The following is a 19110-nucleotide window of genomic DNA, read 5'->3' as shown; positions in this document are numbered from 1 at the left end:
ACCCGTCGGCAACCAAGGAGGAACGACCGTGTCACGGCAGGTACTTGTGGTCTCGCCGGAACAGCCGGACAGCTTCCGGACGATCAGTGAGGCGCTGGCCGCGGCACGCACCGGAGCAGTGATCCGCGTGCGCCCCGGCCGCTACGCCGAGAACCTCAGCGTGAAGACCCGGGTGACCGTCGTCGCCGACGGCGAGCCCGGCAGCGTAGAGATCTGTCCACGGCGTGGCACCGCCGTCGTCCTCGTCGCCGACGCGGTGATGCTCACCGATCTGGTCCTGCGCGGCGGCAGCGAGGACGTGGCAGTCGTCGACGCAGCGCGCGGCCAACTGGCCATGGACGGCTGCACGGTCACCGGCTCGGGCTGGACGGCGGTCCTGGCCCGGCAGACCGGCTCGCTGGCGATGCGCAACTGCCGTATCAGCAACCGTGAAGGCGCGGGCATCGTCGACACCGCCCCCACCGGCAGTGTCATCGAGGACTGCGTCATCGAGAACCTCGGTACGTCCGGAGTCGTCTTCAGCGAGCACTCACGCTCGACGGTTCGCAACTGCCGGATCCGTGACGCGCGCGGCAACGGAATTCTCGCCAACGGCGAGGCCCAGGGCACCGTCGAGGACTGCGAGATCTCGACCACCGACAAGCCCGCCGTCGCACTCGAGGGCAACAGCAGCACCCAGGTGCTGCGCGTCGCCGTCCATGACGTCGCGGTGGGCGTCTATCTCACCAGCGCTTCCCGTCCGGTCCTGGAAGATGTCACCGTCTCCACCACCACCGGTCCAGGAATCGCACTCTCCGCGGGCGCGGACCCGCTGCTCCGCCGCTGCCGTACGACCCGCACCAAGGGGAACGGGCTGTTCGTCACCGAACGCTCCCGGGGCACCTTCGAGGACTGCGAGTTCACCGGATCCACGGCCGCCGCCATCCAGGTGGCCGGCAGCAGCTCCCCGTCCTTCGCCCACACGGTCGTACGGGACTGCGCCGACGCTGCGGGCGCGGTGCTGCTCGCGGAGGAGTCGGCGGCGGAGTTCGACCGGCTGGAGGTGCTCGACGCCGCGGGCACCGCCATCACGGTCCGCTCCCAGGCCAACCCGCTGATCCGGCGCGCCCGTATCGTCGCCCCGGTCGGCACCGGGGTGGACATCGGCGACGACGGACGTGGCCGCCTGGAGTCCTGCACCGTGGAGGGCGCCGGGGGAGCAGGCATACGCGTCGCGGACGGCGGCCACACTCACATCAGCGACTGTGTCCTGCGCTCGGTCTCCGATGTCGCACTGCTGGTCGGGGCGCAGGGGGTCGCCACCGTGCGCGACTGCGAGATCGACTCCAGCGGGGCCTCCGGGGTCGTGATCGCCGACGGCGGCGAACTGACCCTGACCCGCGTGCGGATCAGCGCGGCCGGCGCCCATGGCGTACTCGTGCCGGCGGGCGCCCGCGCCGACCTGCGGTCCTGTGAGATCACCGGCAGCCTCGGCGACGGCATCAGGACCGACAGCGCCGAACCGGTCACCGTCACCGGCTGCTCCGTACGCGACAACAGGGGAGCCGGTCTGCGCCAGACAAGCCCGGGGGAGCGGCTGGAGGTGACCGATCTGACCAGCTCGGGCAACGGTTTGCCGGACGCCTGGGGCGCTGCGGCGGACCTCGCGGGGGTCGGCGGTGCCGCGGGCCGCGGCGAGGGCGCCAAGGCCGAACCCCGTGGCCCATTGGACGAGTTGGAGTCGCTGATCGGGCTCGACGCGGTGAAACACCAGGTCCGCACGCTCGTCAACCTCAACCAGCTCGCCCAGCGCCGGATCAGGCTGGGGATGCCGGTGCCCACCATGAGCAGGCATCTGATCTTCGCCGGCCCGCCCGGCACCGGAAAGACCACCGTCGCCCGTCTGTACGGCGGCATCCTCGCCGAACTCGGTGTACTGCGCTCCGGCCATATCGTCGAGGTGTCCCGCGCCGACCTCGTCGCGCAGTTCATCGGTGGCACAGCGATCAAAACGACGGAGGCCTTTACCGAGGCCCTCGGCGGAGTCCTGTTCATCGACGAGGCGTACACCCTGGTCTCCGACTCCAAGGGTTCCGGCCCGGACTTCGGCCGTGAGGCCATCGACACCCTGGTCAAACTGATGGAGGACCATCGCGACGACGTCGTGGTGGTGGCCGCCGGCTACTCCGCGGAGATGGAAGGCTTCCTGTCCGCCAACCCGGGAATGGCCTCTCGCTTCACCCGGAGCATCGAGTTCGCCAACTACTCGGTCCCGGAACTGGTCACCATCACCGAGAGCCTGTGCGCCGACAACCGATACGAACTCGGCCCCGGCACGTCGGCCGCGCTCACCGCCCACTACGAGCGGATGACCCGCGACGCCACATTCGGCAACGGCCGCGCGGCCCGTCGGGTCTTCGAGGAGATGGTGGACCGCCAGTCCTTCCGGCTGGCCGCCATGTCCGATCCGGCCGAGAGCGACTTGACGCTGTTGCTGCCGGAGGACGTCGCGGACGAGACCGCAACGTCAGTGCAGCAGGCGGGTGGCCGGGAGGAGATGCTGGCCCAACTGGACAACATGATCGGACTGGCCGCCGTCAAACGGGAGGTCACCGACCTGGTGAACCTCCTCTCCACGGCCAGACAGCGAGAGGCGGCGGGCCTGCCCGCACCGCGTATCAGCCAGCACCTGGTCTTCGCCGGACCACCCGGCACCGGCAAGACCACGGTGGCGCGTCTCTACGCCCAACTGCTGCACGCCCTGGGCGTGTTGCCCAAGGGGCAGCTGGTGGAGGTGGCCCGGGCCGACTTGGTGGGCCGCTATGTGGGTCACACCGCGCAGCTCACGAGGGACGTTTTCCAAAGCGCCCTCGGCGGAGTGCTGTTCATCGACGAGGCCTATGCTCTCGTCCCCGAGGGCAACTCCTCGGACTTCGGCCGGGAAGCCGTGGACACGTTGCTGAAACTCATGGAGGACCACCGCGACGAGGTGGTTGTCATCGTCGCCGGCTACGGCGAGGAGATGGGGCGTTTCCTCGATTCCAACCCCGGACTCGCCTCACGCTTCTCGCGCCATGTGGCGTTCGAGAACTACACCACGGACGAACTTGTCACGATCGTGGAACGCCATGCCGTGGCGTCGGGATACGAGTGCGTGCCCGAGACCCTGGAAGCGCTCGGCGCCCGGATCGCCACCCTGCCCAGGGGCCGATCCTTCGGCAACGCCCGGCTGGCCCGCCAGCTCCTCGAGACGATGATCACTCATCAGGCCCGGCGGCTCGGCACAGTGGGCACCCCCAGCGTGGACGACCTGCGGATGCTGATGCCGCAGGATCTGCCACCCCACCCGTTGGGCAGCTCAAGCTGAGCGCACGGGTCACACCCGCAGGACCTGGGGGCCCAGCAGTGCATAGCGCTGGGCCTCCACAGCCGTGAGCGAGCTGTCGGTGATGATGGCCTCGAACTCCCGCACTTCGGCGAACCGGCTGAAGCTCACCGCGCCGAACTTGGTGTGGATGCCCGAGAAGATCCGCCGCCGGGCCGACTTCATGGCCTGCGCCTTGACATGGCCGACTGCCGGATCGGGGGTGGTCAGCCCGTACTCACGGGAGATGCCGTTGGCCCCGACATAGGCAAGGTCGATAACCAGGCCGGCCAGCATGTCGGTCACCCAATGGTCCACAGTGGCCAGCGTGTTGCCCCGCACTCGGCCGCCGAGCAGGAGTACCTGGGTGTTTTCCCGAGGGGCCAGCAGGCCGGCGGTGGTGAGCGATGCGGTGACGACGGTCAGCGGCCGGTCCTGGGGCAGCGCCTCGGCGATCAGCTGTGGGGTGTAGCCCTCGTCGACGAAGACGGTCTCCGCGTCCCCGAGCAACTCGACGGCTGCCGCGGCGATGCGGGCCTTCTGTGGTACGTGCCGGGTGGTGCGGGAGGCGAGTGTCGTCTCGAATCCGGCGCTCTCGACGGGGTAGGCCCCGCCGTGCCTGCGCCGGACGAGGCCGCTTTCCTCGAGCATCCGCAGATCGCGCCGGACGGTCTCCAGGGACACCGCCAACTCCGTCGCGAGGGCAGCGACTTCCACAGAACCGTCGCGTCGCGCGACGGTGAGAATTGCACGCCGACGTTCGTCGCCGTCCAGGGTCTTCTCCTCCTTCGGTCGGAAGGTCCCTGGTCTCCCCGTTTGAGCCTGCCAGGATTCTCCACAGGATCCTTCGGCATCGACCAGCATGTTCTGCATTCGGGCATGAGTGTGATGAGCAGCACTGCTCTGTCGCTACCACCTCCTCTTTCTAGCCCGGAGGACGACGGGTTCTGGCGAGGAGCACCGCCACATCGTCCTGGGCCGTGGAGGGCAGCAGTCGGCCGAGAATGCGGTCGCAGATCTCCTGCAACGGATGGTCGAGGTGTCGCAGCGCCTGGGCGAGCTGTTGCATGCCCTGGTCGATGTCCCTGTCGCGAGCCTCGATGAGTCCGTCGGTGTAGAGCACCAGCAGACTTCCGGGGGGCAGCGGCACCTGTTCGGTCTGGAAGTCCTGCCCGCCCGCGCCCAGGGGAGTACCCGGGGGGCCGTGGAGGAATGAGATCGTCCCCCGGCCGTCGGCCACGGCCGGGGGCGGATGGCCGGCCCGGGCGATCAGGCAGCCGCCGGCAGCCGGGTCGTGGACTGCGTAGATGCACGTCGCCATCTCGTTCTCGCCCAGGTCGGCCACGACAACATCCAGCGAGCGCAGCATCTGGGCCGGGGGGATGTCGAGCCGCGCCAGCGTGCGCACCGCCGTGCGCAGCTGTCCCATGACGGCCGCCGCGTGGATTCCGTGCCCCATGACGTCGCCGATGACCAGCCCGGTCCTGCGCTCGGGCAGGGGGATGACGTCGAACCAGTCGCCACCGACCTCGTGGTCGCTGGCGGGGAGGTAGCGCCCGGTGAGGTCCAGGTCTCGCACGTCGGGCAGCGCGCTGTTCGTCAGGCTGCGCTGCAGAGTGAGGGCCGCCGCACGCTGGCTGGTGTACATGCGCGCGTTGTCGATGTTCAGCGCCGCTCGGGCGACCAGCTCGTCGATGAGCACGCAGTCCTGCTCGTCGAACGGCTCGCGGCCGCGGATACGCGTCACCACCACGGCACCGAGCACTGTGCCGCGGGCGACCAGCGGGACCAGTCGCGCCGAGCCCACATTGGCACTGAGGTAGGAACGCAGTCGCTCGGCCCCCGGATCGTTGATCAGCGCCGGGATGTCGGCCAGGTAGAGGTTCATGGGGCGACCGTCGGCGATGACCTGCTCGTACACCGAGCCGAGCGGGACCTGGAAGGTCATGCCCACCGCCAGGTGCGCGGTGGGGGCGGCCGGATCCGGGAAGGAGGCCGCCAGACGACGCACCACGCCGTGGGTGGATGCGGCGGCCTCATCGGGGTCGATCACCTCTGCCAGCAGTTGTACGTCGGCCGAGTCGGCCAGCTGGGGCACCAGCAGCTGCACCACCTCTTCGGCGGTCTGCCGCAGATCCAAGGTGGTCCCTATCCGCGTGCCGGCCTCGGCCAGCAGCGCGAAGCGGTGCCGCGCCCGGTCGGCGTCGACGTGTGCCTGCTGGCTGGCGGTGATGTCGATCAGGGACGCGATCAGTCCGAGCCTGTGGCCGGCGTTGTCGAGCAACGGAGCGTAGGAGCAGGACCAGGTCCGGTCGTGGTCCGGATCGGCTGCGGTGCGACCGGTGCGGCGTACGTCGACCACCGCCTCGCCGAGATCCAGGGACTGCCGCATCACCGTCTCCAGCGCCGCGGCGTTGACATCGGGCGCCACCTCGGCCGGGCGTTTGCCGAGGTGCTCGGCCGCGGAGACGCCGTTCATCCGTGCCAGCGCGTTGTTGACCCGCAGAAAGCGCAGATCGGGGCCGAGGATGGCCAGACCGATGGGGGACTGGGTGAACAGACCTTCCAGGGCCGCCAGCGAATCCCGCATCCGCAGAACCGCGGAGGTCTCCACGGCGATGACCAGGACACCGGTGCCGCCCTGCCGGTCCACAGCCGGGCAGATCCACATCTCCATCGGCACCAGGTGCCCGTCGCGATGGCGCACCGGGAGGGTCGCGACAATCGCCTCACCCGCCGCGACCTTTCGCGTCAGTTGCTCGGCCAGTTCCCAGTTGGGCTTGGGGACCAGCATCGGGATCCCGGACCGGCCCAGCAGCTGCTCCGGTGTGTAGCCGAGCAGGTCCTGAGCGGCGAGCGACCACTCGGCGATGCGCCCTTCCGCATCGGCCCTCCACAGCGCGATCGGAAGCAGGTCGCGGAGCACCCCCGCGTACCCGATCGCCGTCAGGGGGTGATCCGGCGCGTGGCTCGTCGACTCGTGTATGTCCAACGCAATGACCTCACCCCGGGGCGTGGGGGCCACTGCCTGCCAACCACTCCCTGGCTTCCGGCCGAGCGCTGCGGACGCATTGTCACTGCGGCGTCCTCGCCGCAGTGACTTTGGGCGCAGCGCTTTTCGGGTGCAATTGCTAACACATCAGCCTATCCGAGGCGCCGACGGGGGCGAGCGGAAACCGACGCGGTCACCTTCTGTGAGGAGATCGTTCCGGTCGGTCACGGTGATCTCTGTGCTGTGCAGCCGGGCGTGCCCCTCGTTTCGTTGAACGCGATCGTCAGGGCGATGGTCAGGCCCAGGGGTGGGAGGCTGCGATGGATCTCGTCTCCCTGACCCCTGGGCCCATTTCGATGGCCATCATGTTGTGTGCGTGTTGCGGCGTCGATAGGTCCTCCTTCCCTCGTCGGGCCCAGCCCGCTATGCGGGGCCGGCGCAGACATGAAGTTCGAACCACACCACCTTTCCCGCGCGTGTGCGGTGGCTGCCCCAGCAGCGGGACAGCAGGCTCAGCAGATGCATCCCCCGCCCTGCTTCGTCGTGCTCGCGGGCCTGGCGCCTCAGGGGGCCGGCCGGGTTCGCGTCCTCGATCTCGCACCGCAGCCCGCCGTCCTGGGAGGCCAGGGAGAAGGTGAGCCGTATCGGCCCCCACGCGTGGCGCAGCGCGTTCGTGACCAGCTCGCTGACGAGCAGCTCCGTGTCGTCGATCTGCTCGTGGAGCGCCCAGTGAGCCAACTGGGTGCGGGCGAGTCGCCGTGCTTCACGCACGGAGGACGGTTCGGGGGGCAGGAGCCAGGAGCTTGTACGGGCCGGCTCGTCCTGGGCGGCGCCGAGCCCGGCCGACTGAGCCTGGACAGCCGCTGGCGGGGGCATGGGCGCGGTGAACGGTTTCATACCGTCCTGCCCCCCAGAGCCTGAACGCTTGACGCGGAAGTGCCGTCGGGCAGGAGCTCACCCATGTCCTCGAAAACTGTCACACCGTTGCAGAGGAGGCCCCAGCCCTGCTCGGGGTGGTAGGCCACCAGGCGGGCGGCGTCACGGTCGGGCGCGGTTGAGGAAGGGCAGGATGGCTGGTGCTGGCACATTGCTCGGACCTTCGATTCTCCGCCCCGGCTGGGGCGGATCTCGTTTGACCCGACCATCCTGTGCCGACGGCAAGCGTGACGGGGAGGGGATAAATCCCCGGATTGGGTACCTGAAACCATTCCAGCGGACCCGGCGGGCTTCGGAGGGTGAGGGCGTCATCGCTCGGCGTGCGGCGCCGTCCCCGCATAAAGGGCCCAGTCGGCCGCTCCGTCGCGTCCCATCCTCGCTCCACGCCGTACTGCCGCGGCGTATCTGCGCTCGCCGAGCTCGGTGCGGAGACGGGATTCGGTCCTCTTGTGTCCCGCGGCCAGGTGCCGGAACCCGGACTGCGAGATCCCCGTGGAACGCCACTCGACCTCAGCCGCGCCCAGCAGCCGGGCACCCCGCTCGGCCTCGCCGGCCGAGGCGGCGGCCCAGGCCAGCGCCTCCAGGCACAGGGCGATTCCCCACCCGTCGCCGACGACCCGGCGGGTCCTGAGGGCATCGCGGAGGAGTTCTGCCGCACGCAGTGGCTCGCCCTGGCGCCACAGATGGAGGCCGAGCGCCCACAGGGCATAGGAGCGGGACCAGGGAGCGTGCGCCTCATTGCACAGGTCCAGGCAGTCCTTGCCGAAATCCGCGGCACGGGGATCGCCGGACATGGCGCAGGCCATGGTGAGCTGATAGAGGGCGGTCATCAGGCCATTGCGATCGCCGGCCGCGCGGTGGCCCTCCACGGCTTCCTCCAGAAGACCGATGGCCCTGGGGAAGTCGCCCTCGTACAGCGCGCGTCCGCCCAGGAACTGCTTGGCGTGCACCAGGGTGGGGCCGTCGTGAAGCCGGAGCGCGAGAGCCCGGCACTCCTCCAGCTGCGGCAGCGCGGAAGCCGTGTCGCCCCGGAGCACCGACAGCCAGCCGTCCACCCACAGCGCCTTGCCGCGGGCCACCGTGTCCTCGGGTGCCAGGGCCAGCGCCCTGCCGAGCCAGTGGCGGCCCTCGCCGAGGAACCCGCTGCACAGCCAGTGGAACCACAGCGACGCCGCGATCTGAAGCCCTGCCTGTGCCTGGCCGGGCTCACTGAGACAGAAATCCAGGGAGGTGCGCAGGTTGGCGTGCTCGCTCTGCAGCCGGGCGAGCCAGGTCTCCTGGCGCGGGCTCAGCCAGTCCGCCTCCGCGCGGTTCACCAGCTGCTGGTACCAGTCCCGGTGGCGGTACTGCAGGACCCGCGTCTCCCCGGCCTCGGCCAGGCGCTCCGCGCCGTACTGCCGGACCGTTTCCAGCAGGCGGAAGCGCACCTCGCTGCCCTGCTCCTCCCGGACCAGGACCGACTTGTCGACCAGCCCCGTCACCAGGTCGAGGATGCGTTCCTCGGGTATGCCGTCACCCGAGCAGACCGCTTCGACCGCCTCCAGCCCGCAGCTGCCGGCGAAGACCGATGTGCGCGCCCACACCCTCTGCTCACCGGGAGAACACAGACCGAAGCTCCAGTCGATCGACGCGCGCAAGGTCCCGTGCCGGGGCAGCTCCGCGGTGGTGCCATCCTCGGACAGATCAAGGTGTTCGTTCAGGCGCCACAGGATCTCGTCGGGCGTGAACGCCCTCAGTTGCGCCGCGGCCAGTTCGATGGCGAGCGGAATGCCGTCCAGGCGCCGGCAGAGCTCGACGACCGTCTCCAGGTTTTCGGGGCCGAGTGTGAACTCCGGCGACGCCTCCGCCGCGCGCCGCTCGAACAGCCTGACCGCCGCATAGTGCGTGGCCGTCGCTGAGCGGAGCGTTCGACGGGGTTCCGGCACCGCCAGGGCGGGCACCGGGAGGACGGACTCGCCGTACACCCCCAGGGGCTGGCGGCTGGTGGCCAGCACACACAGCCGGGGAGCCGCGCGCAGCAGGCGGTCGGTGAGCACCGCGCAGCTGTCCAGGATGTGCTCGCAGTTGTCCAGCACTATCAGGGAGCGTGCGTCGCTCAGGTGGTCGCAGAGCAGGTCCATCGGGTGTCGGGCCGACTGGTCCCGCAGCCCGAGCGCCGTCGCGACGGTCCCCGGAAGCAGCCCCTCGTCCTCCAGCGCGCCGAGTTCGACCAGCCACACGCCGTCCGGGAACGCCCTTCGCACCTCGTCGGCAACTCCTGCTGCCAGCTTGGTCTTGCCCACGCCACCCACGCCGGTCAGTGTCACCAGGCGGGAGTGCCACAGCATCCGTTTCGCCTCGGCCAGCTGCTGCCGGCGGCCGATCAGCAAAGACTCGTCGCCGAAGGCGGTGCCCCGCCGGAGACGGGGACCGGTGCCATTGGCGCCGTGGGCGGACATAACACCATGGTTGCACCCCACCGCAGGAGGAGCAGGATTCCCTCGGTCTTCGCTGAACGGGCAGGCCGGAGCCGCGGAGGAATAGGCTGGATGGCGTCGGCCCGGGTCGCGAACGATTGGTGCTCCGCGGATCGGACCGATCCGAGGAATCGATGGCTGTCGTGGCACCGAGCGTCTCGGCACGTCGGCAGGACGGCAAGCTGCCGGCCGAGGTGACGAGCTTCGTGGGGCGTCGGCACGAAGTGGCCGAGGTCCGACGAAGGCTGTCCGGCTCGCGTCTGGTGACGCTCACAGGAGTGGGTGGCGTGGGCAAGACGCGGCTGGCGTCGCGTGTCGCAGCCGAGGTCAGGCCGGCGTTTCCGGACGGCGTGTGGCTGGTCGAACTCGCGGCCCTGGAGAATTCCGAGCTGCTCGCCCAGACCGTGGCCGAAGCGCTGGAGATCCGTGACCACTCCTCCCGGGAACCGCTGGACGTCCTCACCGACCACCTCCGGGACAAGCGCACGCTGGTGATCCTGGACAACTGCGAGCATCTGCTGCCGCAGTGCGCGGTGCTGGCCGACTTCTTGCTGCGCTCCAGCCCCGACCTGAAGATCCTGGCCACCAGCCGGCAGGTGCTGGGGGTCGCCTACGAGCACACCCTGGCCGTGCCGACGCTGGACCTGCCGAGCCCCGGGAACCATCGGATGTCCATCAAGTCGCTGTCCCGGTGCGATGCCATTCGGCTGTTCATCGAGAGGGCGGGCGCCGTCCTGCCCGGCTTCGCCGTCACCGAGGACAACCGCGAAGCGGTGGAACGGATCTGCCGGCAGCTGGACGGCATTCCGCTGGGAATCGAGCTTGCCGTCGTGCGGCTGCGGGCCCTTTCCGTACAACAGCTGCTGGAGCGGCTGGACGACCGGTTCCAGCTGCTCACCGCCGGTTCGCGGGTGGTGCTCCCGCGCCACCGGACGCTGCGCGCGCTGATCGACTGGAGTTACGTGCTGTGCACCGATCAGGAGCGGCTGCTCTGGTCGCGCGCCTCGGTGTTCACCGGCGGCTTCGACCTGGAGGCGGCCGAGGAGGTCTGCTCCGGCGACGGCATCGGCCGCGAAGAGGTCCTCGACGTGGTGACCGGACTGGTCGACAAGTCGGTCCTGTTGCGGGAGGAGCCCCATTCGACGGTCCGCTACCGGCTGCTGGACACACTGCGGCAGTACGGCCGGGAGCGGCTCGTCGCGGCCGGGGAGGCGGTGCCTGCGCAACGGCGCCACCGCGACTACTACCGGCGGCTGGCGGGCGATGCGCGCGCCGAGTTGTTCGGTCCGTCCCAGGTCGCCTGGTTCACGCGGCTCCACCAGGAGCACACCAACCTGCGCACCGCCCTGGAGTACAGCTTCGCCGAACCCGGGGAGGCCGAGACCGGCCTGAGCATGGCCTCGGACCTGCTCTACCACTGGATCACCAGTTACTACCTCGGCGAGGGACGACGCTGGCTGGACGAGGGGCTCGCCGTTTGCACCGAACCGAGCCAGGTCCGGGCCCGAGCGCTGTGGACCAACAGCTGGCTGGCCGTCATCCAGTCCGAGACCGATGCCGCTGCGGCCATGCTCGCGGAGAGCGGGAGGCTCGGGGAACGGCTCTCGGACGAGTCCGTGGCCGGCTACACCGCGCTGTACTCCGGCATGATCGCCATGTACCGGGGGGACGCCGAATCCGCGATCGGGCTCTACGAGGAGGCGGTGGCCCGCCACCGGGCCACCGACGACCCCGTGGGGCTCGCGCTGTCGCTGATCCGGCTCTCCATGGTCCACTCGTTCCTCGGTGACTCGCCGCGCGCCATCTCCATCGGCGAGGAGTCCTTGAGGGTGTGCGACGCCTACGGAGAGGGCTGGCACAGGGCCTACACGACGATGGCGCTCGGAATCGAGGTCTGGCGCCAGGGCGAGTCCCGTCGCGCCGCCGAGCTCGAGAAGGAGAGCCTGGCGTTCAACCGTTCGCTCGACGATCCGCTGGGAGTCGGCGTCAACCTCGAGGTGCTGGCCTGGATCGCAGCCACCGAGGAGCAGTACGAGCGCGCCGCCCGGCTCCTGGGCGGCCTGCGGACCATCTGGCAGGCGATCGGCGCGCCGCTGTCCGGGTACGGGCACCTCGTCAAGTACCACGACGAATGCGAGTCCCGCACAAGCCGTGCCCTCGGCGCGACGGCCTTCCGTGCCGCCGTCCGGAAGGGCTCCCAGCTCTCCTACGACGAGGTGCTCGGCTATGCGCTCGAGGCGCCCCCTGCTGCGGGGGAACCGAGCGCAGAGGATGAGCGGCCGTCCCCGCTCACGCGTCGGGAGAACGAGATAGCCCGTCTGGTCGCGCAGGGGCTGAGCAACAAGGAGATCGCGGCCACGCTGGTGATCGCCCAGCGCACGGCGGAGGGCCATATCGAGCACATACTGAGCAAACTCGGCTTCACCTCCCGTGCCCAGGTGGCTGTCTGGGTCTTCGAACAGGACCGCCCGGAAGCAGACGGCTCGGCGTCAACTACCCCTTGACCGCACCCGAGGTGAGCCCCTGGACGATATGGCGGCTGGCGAAGGCGAAGAGCACCATGGTCGGCACGATCGTGAGCACGGCTGCCGCGGACATCGAACCCCAGTCGATGTTGAAGCTGGAGATGAAGCCGTTCAACGCCGTGGGGACGGTTTTGTTGTCGTCGCTGTTCATGAGCGTGACCGAAAGGAAGAGCTCGTTCCAGCAGTTCACGAAGTTGAAGATGAACGCGGCGATGATGCCCGGCTTCATCACCGGCAGAAGTACCCGGAAAAGCGCCCCGAACCGTGAGAGGCCGTCGATCATGGCGGCCTCCTCCAGCGCGTCGGGAATGTTCGCGAAGAATCCACGGAGCATCACCGTGCAGAAGGGGATGCAGACTCCTACGTACACCAGGATGAGACCGAGCCGGTTGTCGACCAGTTTCAGTTCGGTCATCATCAGGTACAGCGGTCCCAGCGCGATGAACGAGGGGATCATCTGCGTGATCAGAGCCGCCATCAACAGCGCGCTCTTGCTCCGGAACTCGAAACGGGCCAGCACATAGGCCGACAGCATCGAGATCGCGGTCGCCACCACCCCCGCGGCCGTCGCGACGATCAGACTGTTGGTCAGATAGACACCGAACTGCGCATTGCCGAACAGGCCCGCGTAGTTCTCCAGGGAGAAGTTCCGTGGCCAGTAGGCGATCGGGAACGTGAAGATGTCGCCGGGGCGCTTCAGCGATGTGATGGTGATCCAGTACAGCGGGAAGACCGTGACGGCCAGCCAGAGCGAGAGGAAGAAGACTCTGGTGACACGTCCTGGAACGGACTCCTTGTTGATCACGAATGTGCTCCCTTCTTCTCGCGCGTGGCCAGGAGGTAGAAGACCGAGAAGACCAACAGCACCGCGACGACGATGAGACCGAGCGCGGACGCCTTTCCGTAGTCGCCCTGCTGGGTAATCGTGATCATCCATGTGGTCACGATGTGCGTCTCGTTGTTCGGGCCGCCGCCGGTCATCCCGAAGATGATGTCGGGGAAGTTGAAGATCCAGATCACCCGGAGCAGCACGGTCAGCGCCAGCGTCATCCGGATGTAGGGAATGGTGACCTGGAAGAGCGTGCGGACCTTGCCGGCGCCGTCCAGTTCGGCTGCCTCGTAGAGGTCGTTGGGGATCGACTGCAGGGCGGCGAGGATCATGATCGAGAAGAAAGTGACGCCGTACCAGATATTGGCGACGATGACGGCGATCATCGCCATTTTCGGATCCGCGAGCCAGGCGATCGGCTCGTCGATCAGTCCTGCCTTCTCCAGAAGGTCGTTCACGACCCCGAACTCGCTGTTGAACATCCAGCGGAACAGAATGCCGATGAGGAACCCGGATATGGCCCAGGGGAAGAAAACCAGTGCCTGGTACAGCCCGCGGAAGCGGAAACGGCGGCGCAGCCACAGCGCGATGGCGAAACCGATGACGAACTGGGGAACGATGGAGGCGAACACCCACAGCGCGGTATTGCTGAGAACGGTGCTCCATGCCGGGTCCGTGAAGATCGCCTGGAAGTTCCCGAAGCCCACCCAGGAGGTGTCGGTGAGGTCCGTGAGGTTCCAGTGGCGGAAGGCCATCTGACTGCCCCGGAGCATGGGGTAGTAGATGAAGACAGCGACGAAGAGCGCGGCCGGGGCCATATACGCGGCGATGACCAGGCCGCGGCGTGCGGTGAAGGCCGGCTTGCGCCGGCGCTGACCGGACGTTGTCGGTGCGGGCCGAGCGCCCCCCTTGAGGGAGGGGCGCTCCACCTGCTCGTAGGTCGATCGGGTCACGTCCCGCCTTCCCCTCAGCCCTTGCTCTTCCACTTCTCGGTCCAGTACGTGTCCCAGCTGTCGAGCAGTTGCTTCGGGGTCATCTTGCCGAGCAGCACCCGCTGGATCTCCGCGTCGGCCTTCTGGGACCACTCGGTCCACCACGGCGCGTCACGGGGCTGTGTGACGGTGATGTACTTGTCCGGGTTCTCGGTCATCGTCACGTAGCTGGCCCACGGACCGGTCTTGTAGAACTCGTCCTGGCTCGCCGCCTTGAGGATCGGGACCAGGCTGTTCTCCTTGCTGAAGGTGGTCGACGCCTCGCCCTGCGAGAGGAACTTGATCAGCTTGATGGACTCCGCCTTGTGCTTGCTGCCCTTGGCGATTCCCCAGCCGGCGGTCGCCAGCGGCTGGACGGCCTTTCCGCCGGGACCGGCGAGCAGGGGAGCGGTGGTCCACTGGTCCTTCTTGATCGCCTTCGACTGCCCCACCGTTGCGATCACTTCGGGGTCCTGCAGCAGGAAGGCGGTGGAGCCGTTCGAGAAGCCCTCGACCATCTCGGGGTATCCCCAGGCGACCGACGACGGTGGCGACGCCTGCTTGAACAGCTTGAAGTAGGTGTTCAGCGCGTCGAGAGCCTCCGGTGCGGAGAAGATGGTGCTGCCGTCGGTGAGCTTGTACCCGTTCGCTCGGTCGACCTTGTCGGCGACATACGCCTCGATGGCCGCGGTCACATTGCCGTTGGCATTGGTTCCGCCCCGGAATGCATACCCGTACTGGCGCTTGCCCTTGTCCTGGATCGCGCCGGCCTGCTCCAGCAGTTCGTCCCAGTTGGCGGGCGGACTGGTGGCTCCGGCCTTCTTGATCAGGTCGGTGCGGTAGAAGAGGCTCAGTCCGTAGAAGCCGTACGGGACGAAGTACGTGTTTCCCTTGGCGTTCTTGGCGGCCTTGGTGGCGTTCGCGGTCATGTCCTTCCAGCCGCCCCACCCCTGAAGGTCCTTGCCCATGTCGTAGAGCCAGCCGTTGGTCGACCATGGACCGGCGGTGATGTCCCGCACCTCGAGGGTGTCGACGCCGCTGCCGGACTGGAGCATCTGCTGGATCTTCTGATCTGCCTGGTCGGTCGGCGGCGAGATCAGATTGACCTTGATCTTCGGGTTCTCCTTATGGAACTCCGCGACGAGTTTCTTCAGGAGCTCCGTCCGGGCGGGGTTGGTCAGGCTCTCCACCATCTGAAGGGTGACGGTCCCGTCACTCGCACTCGTGGAGCAGCCCGTCAGTACCATCGCGGCGGCGATGCCGAGGGCGACTATTGCCTTCCTTCTTCTCAACTGTCCTCCTCCAGAGATGTGAATCCGAGGGTGTGAATCCGCACAGCGGTATCGGGTGGGAACATGGCTCGGACCTCCTTACGCCGCGGCGTCCGCAGTGCGGGCCCATTCGCCGAGCACCGGGACGCAGCGCTCGGCGAAGTACTCGAAGTCGGCGGCCGTGTTGTACACGTGCGTCGACAGGCGGATGTAGCCGACTGCGTCGAAGCAGGTGAACGCCGCCGCGACACCCAACTCCCGTGCCACCCGGTCGCGCAGCGCGTCGGCGGCGGCAGGGCTGGTGGCCAGGCCTTCGGGGAGACGCACCAGCCGCAAGGCGTTGACCGGCATGCCGACGTCGACCTCGCAGCTTCCACCGGTGAGTTCGGCGAAGGCCTCGCCGACGATCCGCTCCGCGTAGTCGGCCAGATCCCGCATGTAGGTACGTGCCGTCTTCCAGCCCCAGGTGCGCTCGATGAAGTCGAGAGCGGTCGGCGCCGCCAGGTAGCTGGTGACGTCCACCGTTCCCTGGGTGTCAAAGCGTTCGGGGAACGGATCGGCGGCGCCCCAGGAGTCGATCAGGGGATAGAGGCTGTCGCGCAGCGCGCCGCGGGCGACCAGAGCCGACGTGCCACGGGGCGCGCAGCCGAACTTGTGAAGGTTGCCGATCCAGAAGTCGCACTCCACAGCGGAGAGGGGATCGTCGATCAGGCCGGGTACGTGAGCCCCGTCCACGAGGAGTGGGATGCCGCGCCTTCGTGCCTCCGAGCCGATCCGTTCCACGGGCATCCGGCGCGCGGTGGCCGAGGTGATGTGGTCCACGACGATCAGTTCCGTCGCGTCGTCGAGTTCGGCGACCACCGCCTCGTAGGCCTGCTCCTCGCCGGCGTCGAGGGGAATCCGCACTGTGCGGACTGTGGCGCCGCAGCGCCTCGCGAGGCGCTGAGCCCCCATGGTGACGGCTCCGTAGCCGTGGTCGGTCACCAGGATCTCGCCACCGCGCCCGACCGGCAGGTTCGCGTAGACGACGCTCGCGCCGCCACTCGCGTTCGGTACCAGAGCGAGGTCCTCCACGGCGACGCGCAGGAACGCGGCGATGTCGGCCCTGGCGGTCGCGACCCGCGCGGGGAGCGCCGGGAACCACACCAGCGGGGACCGTTCCATCTCCCGGCGCAACCGGTCCTGTTCGTCCTGTGCGACGAGGGGAACGGCCCCGAACGACCCGTGGTTGAGATGTCTCTGCGCCGGGTCCAGCGACCACGCTTGGGCGGCGGCCCGGCCGTCCGGGAGGAGCAGCGGGCGCGGTGCTGGGCCGAGGTGGGACTCGCTCACATGACTCCCGATCTCCCGTGATCTTCCAGATCTGCGTGCGACATCAGACGATTCTCAGAAGAGATATGATGACTTGGGGCGGCATCCTGGCACGCCCCCTCCTGCGAGGGCAATAGCCGTGCATCCCTCTTCAGGCTGCTGTGTCAGCCTCAAGGGTCGCGATCAACCAGTCTTCCTGTATCGGTCACCGACTATGACCTGCTCAAACAACGAGAGTTGAGGTTGTCCCCTTGGTGTCGTCCGCCGCTGCGTGCGGTGTGGCCGCGCGCCTGCCGCTGCTGGTCTTTCGTCGCTGATCGGGTCGCGAAGTCACCTTCGGAAACGTCTCTCGCTCCAAGTCATCTAATGACTTGTTGCTGATCACCGTGCACTGTCTGATGACTCGGTAGACTGTCCCGAGACCGGGCGGTGCTGCCGGGTCATCCGGGGAGGAAGCGATGTCCGCAGTCGACAAGGCATTTCACGGCCTCAGACACATGATCGCCACCGGTCGTCTGGGCGCGGGGGAGCGTATTCCGCCCGAGAACGAGTTGTGCGAGGAGCTTGGTGTGTCCCGGGGGCCACTCCGCGAGGCGGTGCGGATGCTCGTGGCCCTGCGTATCGTCGAGCCGCGGCACGGCTCCGGAACCTTCGTCTCCCAGCTGCGGCCCGAAGACATCATTGGCAGCCTGTCGTTGACCGTCGACCTGCTGCCGCTGAGCGGGCTGCTCGAGGTGTACGAGATCCGGCGCGTGCTGGAATCCCACATCGCTGCTCAGGCGGCTGCTCGCGCGACCCCCGAAACGCTGAAGACGATCCTCGAACCCATCGAGGCGATGGAGGCGACGGAGGACCCGACCGAGATCTCCGAGCTCGACAACCGCTTCCACTCGGCGATCGCCCGAATCGGAGGCAACCCGACGCTGGAGTCCCTGCTCGGCGTGTTCCGCGCGCGCTCCCGCGCCTACCAGTTGTTCACGCTTCCCGAGAGCGCCGAGATCAAGCGCGCAAGCGATGAGCAGCACCGGGCGATTGCCACCGCGATCGCCAATCGGGACCCTGTCGCCGCCGCCAGCGCGGCGGCGACCCACGTCGCTCACACGGAGAGGTGGCTGCACGTCTTTCTGCCGCCTCCGGAGGGGGACGGCACGAGCGCCTCCTCGTGACAGCCGAGCCCGGGCGCCTGCGGCTTGCCGCGCCGTACGCCTTGAGCCGGCATGACGGTCAGCCCGCCGAAGGTGCCCCGCTGCGCCGGTAGCGCAGAAGGGCGACTCCATTGCCGAAGGTCCGGGTCTCGACGAGCCGGAGATTGATCTTGGAGTCCGATGCCCGGAACAGGGATTTGCCCCGTCCGATGAGGATCGGATGGACGTAGACGCGGTACTCGTCGATCAGGTCGTGCCGCATGAATGCCGCGGCGAGGTCGGCACCACTGAGCACCAGATCCCCGCCCGGCTGTGCTGCAGCTCGTCGTCGACCATGTGCCAGTCGATCTCGCGGTCCGGTCCCTCGATGAAGCCATCGAGGGACACCGACATCGACAAGATGATCTTCCTCATCGCGGTCCTCGCCTGAGTCGGAGCAGCCGGCCAGAGGTGCGCGCCGGTCACGGCCGAGACGATACGCCCGCAGGATCCCGGCGGGACGCATCCAGGAGGAGACGGGCGTGCGCGGCGCCCACGAGAGCCCCTTCTCCCGCGTGCAGCCGAGGCGGATCAGTTGCTCCCGCCGCCGTCCCCGCCTTGCGCTTCGCCGAGCCGGCTGGACGCGCTGTCCAGCAGCATCTGCAGCGCGGTGGGATACGCACTGTGGTTCATCCGGGCGACCAGCAGATGCGCGGTCGCCGCGATGTGCGGATGGGTCGCGGCGGGCAGCCGGGCGTATGTGGCCTGCCAGACCTCCTCGTCCGCCGCGCGTGCCGCCGCCGGCAGCGCCAGCGAAGCGGCGTCCAGCGCAGCGAACGCCAAGCTCTGGTCGATGAAAGCGTGATAGATCCGGACCGCTTCGGCGTCCGGGAAGCCGGCTGTGCGCAGCAGACCCAGGATCGTCTCGTCGGCCGCCACCTCGTGAGCCTTGCCGGTCACACGGCTGGCGGTCAGCACTGCCGCCTGCGGATGTTCGACATACGCGGCGTGGATGCGCAGCCCCAGCTCCCGCAGGTCCCCGCGCCAGTCGCCGGTGCTCTCCCACCCCGCCAGTGCGCGCCCGATGAGCACGTTCCCCACCGCAAGCGTCAGGTCGTCGATGCCGCTGAAGTACCGGTACAGCGTGCTCGGGTCCGCCCCCAGGGCGGTGCCGAGGCGGCGGACGGTCAGCCCCGCGCTCCCGTGCTCCCGCAGCATCCGCAGCGCGGTCTCCACGATCAGCTGCTCCGAGAGCACCGCGCCGTTCTTCGTAGGACGCCGCCGTCTCCTGGCCTCCTCCGGCACCACGGGCTTGGGCACGACACGCTCCTTCCGTCGTTATCCGCCATGAC

At 68.4% G+C, this 19110-nt stretch carries 13 protein-coding genes and 1 pseudogene; 3 read left to right on the top strand and 11 right to left on the bottom strand.

Annotated elements, in window-relative coordinates:
• Positions 1 to 28 precede the first annotated feature (28 nt).
• A complete protein-coding gene (locus tag OG729_RS03235; RefSeq protein WP_405804143.1) occupies positions 29 to 3346 on the top strand; it encodes a right-handed parallel beta-helix repeat-containing protein in 3318 nt (1105 codons plus the stop codon).
• Between the two features lie 9 nt (positions 3347 to 3355).
• Here the strand turns inward: OG729_RS03235 and OG729_RS03230 are convergent, their stop codons facing one another.
• The 5 genes from OG729_RS03230 to OG729_RS03210 all read right to left on the bottom strand — a co-directional run bounded on the left by OG729_RS03230 (position 3356) and on the right by OG729_RS03210 (position 9709).
• Positions 3356 to 4117: a DeoR/GlpR family DNA-binding transcription regulator gene (locus OG729_RS03230; RefSeq protein WP_405811027.1), complete on the bottom strand. Its 762-nt coding sequence runs from the start codon at positions 4115 to 4117 to the stop codon at positions 3356 to 3358.
• Positions 4118 to 4268: 151 nt separating this feature from the next.
• Positions 4269 to 6335: a SpoIIE family protein phosphatase gene (locus tag OG729_RS03225; protein WP_405804142.1), complete on the bottom strand. Its 2067-nt coding sequence runs from the start codon at positions 6333 to 6335 to the stop codon at positions 4269 to 4271.
• Positions 6336 to 6758: 423 nt separating this feature from the next.
• Positions 6759 to 7211 (bottom strand): ATP-binding protein, encoded by a 453-nt coding sequence (locus OG729_RS03220; protein WP_405804140.1) that lies wholly within the window; start codon positions 7209 to 7211, stop codon positions 6759 to 6761.
• A gap of 17 nt (positions 7212 to 7228) precedes the next feature.
• A complete protein-coding gene (locus OG729_RS03215; RefSeq protein WP_360864956.1) occupies positions 7229 to 7423 on the bottom strand; it encodes a DUF5999 family protein in 195 nt (64 codons plus the stop codon).
• Positions 7424 to 7579: 156 nt separating this feature from the next.
• Positions 7580 to 9709 carry an NB-ARC domain-containing protein gene (locus tag OG729_RS03210; RefSeq protein WP_360864953.1) on the bottom strand — a complete coding sequence of 710 codons (2130 nt, stop codon included), beginning with the start codon at positions 9707 to 9709 and terminating at the stop codon, positions 7580 to 7582.
• Positions 9710 to 9861: 152 nt separating this feature from the next.
• On the opposite strand from OG729_RS03210, the gene OG729_RS03205 reads away from it, so the two are divergent.
• On the top strand, positions 9862 to 12231 hold the full coding sequence (locus OG729_RS03205) for an ATP-binding protein (protein ID WP_405804138.1): 2370 nt from the start codon (positions 9862 to 9864) through the stop codon (positions 12229 to 12231).
• Here the strand turns inward: OG729_RS03205 and OG729_RS03200 are convergent.
• The 4 genes from OG729_RS03200 to OG729_RS03185 all read right to left on the bottom strand — a co-directional run bounded on the left by OG729_RS03200 (position 12221) and on the right by OG729_RS03185 (position 16655).
• Positions 12221 to 13057, bottom strand: coding sequence for a carbohydrate ABC transporter permease (locus OG729_RS03200; RefSeq protein ID WP_360864947.1), 837 nt, complete (start codon positions 13055 to 13057; stop codon positions 12221 to 12223). The genes OG729_RS03205 and OG729_RS03200 overlap by 11 nt on opposite strands.
• A complete protein-coding gene (locus OG729_RS03195; RefSeq protein WP_405804137.1) occupies positions 13054 to 14034 on the bottom strand; it encodes a carbohydrate ABC transporter permease in 981 nt (326 codons plus the stop codon). The genes OG729_RS03200 and OG729_RS03195 overlap by 4 nt, the downstream gene beginning before the upstream one ends.
• 14 nt (positions 14035 to 14048) lie before the next feature.
• A complete protein-coding gene (locus OG729_RS03190) occupies positions 14049 to 15344 on the bottom strand; it encodes an ABC transporter substrate-binding protein (RefSeq protein ID WP_405804135.1) in 1296 nt (431 codons plus the stop codon).
• A gap of 78 nt (positions 15345 to 15422) precedes the next feature.
• Positions 15423 to 16655, bottom strand: a complete 1233-nt coding sequence (locus tag OG729_RS03185) for an aminotransferase class V-fold PLP-dependent enzyme (protein WP_405804134.1) — start codon at positions 16653 to 16655, stop codon at positions 15423 to 15425.
• Positions 16656 to 17092: 437 nt separating this feature from the next.
• On the opposite strand from OG729_RS03185, the gene OG729_RS03180 reads away from it, so the two are divergent.
• Positions 17093 to 17800 (top strand): FCD domain-containing protein, encoded by a 708-nt coding sequence (locus OG729_RS03180; RefSeq protein ID WP_360864935.1) that lies wholly within the window; start codon positions 17093 to 17095, stop codon positions 17798 to 17800.
• Positions 17801 to 17858: 58 nt separating this feature from the next.
• Here OG729_RS03180 and OG729_RS03175 read toward each other — a convergent pair.
• Positions 17859 to 18193 (bottom strand): annotated as a pseudogene (locus tag OG729_RS03175) (dihydrofolate reductase family protein).
• A 156-nt stretch (positions 18194 to 18349) separates the two neighbouring features.
• The gene (locus tag OG729_RS03170) at positions 18350 to 19078 is read right to left on the bottom strand and encodes a TetR/AcrR family transcriptional regulator (protein ID WP_360864929.1); all 729 of its coding nucleotides are present in this window, start codon (positions 19076 to 19078) and stop codon (positions 18350 to 18352) included.
• Positions 19079 to 19110 lie beyond the last annotated feature (32 nt).

The organism is Streptomyces sp. NBC_00210, assembly GCF_045160975.1.
Taxonomy (GTDB): Bacteria; Actinomycetota; Actinomycetes; order Streptomycetales; family Streptomycetaceae; genus Streptomyces.
This window is presented reverse-complemented; position numbering and strand designations above follow the sequence as displayed.

Coding starts and splice junctions, on each gene's coding strand:
- OG729_RS03220 (WP_405804140.1), bottom strand. CDS start 7,211: ATGCCCCCGCCAGCGGCTGTCCAGGCTCAGTCGGCCGGGCTCGGCGCC.
- OG729_RS03215 (WP_360864956.1), bottom strand. CDS start 7,423: ATGTGCCAGCACCAGCCATCCTGCCCTTCCTCAACCGCGCCCGACCGT.
- OG729_RS03210 (WP_360864953.1), bottom strand. CDS start 9,709: ATGTCCGCCCACGGCGCCAATGGCACCGGTCCCCGTCTCCGGCGGGGC.
- OG729_RS03205 (WP_405804138.1), top strand. CDS start 9,862: ATGGCTGTCGTGGCACCGAGCGTCTCGGCACGTCGGCAGGACGGCAAG.
- OG729_RS03180 (WP_360864935.1), top strand. CDS start 17,093: ATGTCCGCAGTCGACAAGGCATTTCACGGCCTCAGACACATGATCGCC.